Below are 2,733 nucleotides of genomic sequence, written 5' to 3'. Positions count from 1 at the left end.
GGAATGACGCGATTTCTGGGGTTCCAGCAGTCCCTGGAGATCAGCTGTCAACGCTCCTCCGGCGGGCAGTTGCTACGCCGGAAGAGCGTTGAATCTTCCGCCACGCCGGAGGAGCGTTGAAAGCACTCGGAGACCCTCGCTCTGGCTACTCGGCGGTGCCGCCCTCGGTGTCACCGGAAGGGGAGTCCGTAGCCTCGCTGTCCTCATCAGCGCCTGCTTCGCCCCCGGTGGCCTCGGAGTCGCCGGGCTCGCCGCCGTCGGCCTCGGCATCGTCGGAGCCGCTGGCCTCGTCCGTACCGGGGTCCGACGGTTCCCGATCGGTCGGGTCCTCCGTGCCGTAGCCCGGGATCGGGAACAGGGTGGCAGCCGGCCAGCGGGGATCCACGGCGAGTGAGGAGGACCCGAAGGCGGACCCGTTGTCGCGGATCGTCACGTCCTCGCCCCGCAGGTAGCTCCACGGATAGACGTTCAGCGGAGTGTCCTCGAGCACCGGGACCGGAACTGCCTCGCCGCCCCACTCCCAGCCGCTCCACTCGGCCCACGGGCGCCCTGTCGAGGGTGAGTTCAGCACCACCGGGTTGCCGTGCTGGTCGACGATCTGTGCGTTCACGACCGGCTGGCCGTCAGCACCGTACACGAACAGGTTCGTCAGCTCTCCGGATAGCCCGCCGTGCTGCATCGCCACGCTCTGGCCGTCGGAGAAGCCCTGGTTGTACGCGCCGTCGCTCCAGCCCGAGTACACCGTCCGGTTGTACGCACCGATGAGGATCGGCAACGTGGCGACGATTGCCAGCGTGGTGGCGAGGAGTCCCAGTCGCCGCCACCAGCGTCGCTGCCCGATCCGCTTCTGCCCCCACAGGACAGACACCACCACGAGGCCGAGCAGCAGCAGCTTGTCAGCGCCGGAGCCGAAGAACGGGTTCCTGAGGCCGGTGAAGAGATGGAACAGCACCCAGGCGCGCAGCAACCACCACGCGGGGCGCAACGAGACGAGGAAGTCCGTGCCCCAGCGCAGCCAGCCGTGCCGCTCGCGCAGCGCGGCCCACGTTGTGACGGCGTCGACCCGAGCGCGTCCCACCACGTCACGCAGCCGCGGCCGAGTCCGCGCCCCCGGCTCGGGCGGCAGTTCCACCCCCGCAGCGCTGCGCAGCTCGTCGGCGTACAGCCCGGGCGACCCGAAGACTGAGGTGACGGCGGCGAGGTCGGGTGCTGCGCCGTCGTCGGGAAGGCGCTCGGAGAGCGCCTCGGCGAGATCGGCCTCGAGGCCGCCGGTGAGCTCGTCGAGGGTCTCGGCGTCGAGGCCGGCCAGGTGGTCGCGCACGGCGTTGGCGTACGCGGTGACGGCGGGTGGGGGAGCGAGCGTGGTCATCAGGCGGCCCTGCCTTCGAGGAGGTCGGACATGGTCTGGGCGAACTCGACCCACTGCTTGCCCTGGTGCTGCAGCGCGGTTCGGCCCTGGGGTGTGATGCCGTAGTACTTGCGGTGCGGCCCCTCCTCGGAGGGGACGACGTAGCTGGTGAGGGCGCCCGCGGCGTAGAGGCGGCGGAGCGTGCCGTAGACCGAGGCGTCACCGACATCGGCCAGTCCCGCTGCCCGCAGTCGGCGCACGACGTCGTAGCCGTACCCGTCCTCGCGATCCACCGCGGCGAGCACCGCGAGGTCGAGCACCCCCTTGAGGAGCTGAGTGGTGTCCATGTGGGTTCCTGTCTCCCGTGACGTTGTGGTGTGCACGCTACTGCGGTTAGCAGAGTACTGCGTGAGGCGCAGCGGCGTGTCGGCGACCGGGTGGCAGGCTGGCCTGCGATGGCGAAGCAGACCGAAACACGCGAGGGCGTCGAGCTCACCAGCCTCGACTCGCCCCTGTTCAGCGGCGCGGACGCCACCAAGCGCGACCTGATCGCCTATCTCGAGGCTGTCGCCGAGCCGCTGCTGCGGGAGTTGGCCGGGCGTCCCCTGTCGGTGGTGCGCGTGCGCCCAGGGCAGCAGCCCTTCATGCAGAAGAACCTGCCCGACCACGCGCCTGCGTTCATCCGCCGCACCACGGTCTGGTCCGAGGCGGGGAACCGCGAGATCCACTACCCGCTCTGCGACGACCTCCGCACCCTGCTGTGGTTCGGCAACCAGCGTGCGGTCGAGTACCACCCGACCCTCATGCTCCCTGAACTCGCCGATCCGCCCGAGCGCACGGAGATCCTCGCCGGCCGCGTCACGCATCTCGTGCTCGACATCGACCCGCCGGAGGGGAGTGGGTTCGACGTGGTGGTCGGCGCCGCGCGGCTGGTCCAGCAGGCGCTCGCCGACTGCGGCCTCGCCGGCGCGCTCAAGACCTCGGGCTCCAAGGGCGTGCACATCATCGTCCCGGTCCGCGAACACGAGCTCGCGGACGCCGCCGCGGCCACCCGGGCCCTGGCTGCCCGCGCCGAGCGGCTCGACGCCGATCTCGCCACGACCGCCTACATCAAGGCCGACCGCGGCGGGAAGGTGTTCCTCGACGCCACGCGCTCCGGGGGCGCCTCGCTCGCCTGCGCGTACAGCCCTCGGGTACGGCCCGGCACCACGGTCTCGTTCCCGGTCGCCTGGGACGATCTCGACGGCGTGACTCCCGCCGACTTCACGCTCACCTCGGTCATGTCCATGCTCGACGGCGACCCCTGGGCCCGGTCACTCCCGTCACCGCAAGAGGTGCCTGGGGAGCTCATCGAGGAGGGGCGCACCATCCCGGTCGCGCGTGTC

At 70.9% G+C, this 2,733-nt stretch carries 3 protein-coding genes; 1 reads left to right on the top strand and 2 read right to left on the bottom strand.

Annotation, left to right across the window (positions count from 1 at the left end; all coding sequences use genetic code 11):
- Positions 1–145: 145 nt before the first annotated feature.
- Positions 146–1,369 carry a hypothetical protein gene (locus ACOJSN_RS21755; protein ID WP_420114576.1) on the bottom strand — a complete coding sequence of 408 codons (1,224 nt, stop codon included), beginning with the start codon at positions 1,367–1,369 and terminating at the stop codon, positions 146–148.
- Complete coding sequence (locus ACOJSN_RS21750; protein ID WP_420114575.1) at positions 1,369–1,695, bottom strand: PadR family transcriptional regulator; 327 nt, start codon at positions 1,693–1,695, stop codon at positions 1,369–1,371. The genes ACOJSN_RS21755 and ACOJSN_RS21750 overlap by 1 nt, the downstream gene beginning before the upstream one ends.
- A gap of 108 nt (positions 1,696–1,803) precedes the next feature.
- On the opposite strand from ACOJSN_RS21750, the gene ACOJSN_RS21745 reads away from it, so the two are divergent.
- Positions 1,804–2,733, top strand: a 930-nt coding sequence (locus ACOJSN_RS21745) for a DNA polymerase domain-containing protein (protein WP_420114574.1), incomplete at its 3' end; no start/stop codon positions are given.

This window comes from Pseudactinotalea sp. (genome assembly GCF_048594945.1).
In the GTDB taxonomy this organism is placed as follows: domain Bacteria; phylum Actinomycetota; class Actinomycetes; order Actinomycetales; family Beutenbergiaceae; genus Pseudactinotalea.
The sequence above is the reverse complement of the archived record's forward strand: the minus strand, read 5'-3'. Positions and strand labels throughout refer to the sequence as shown.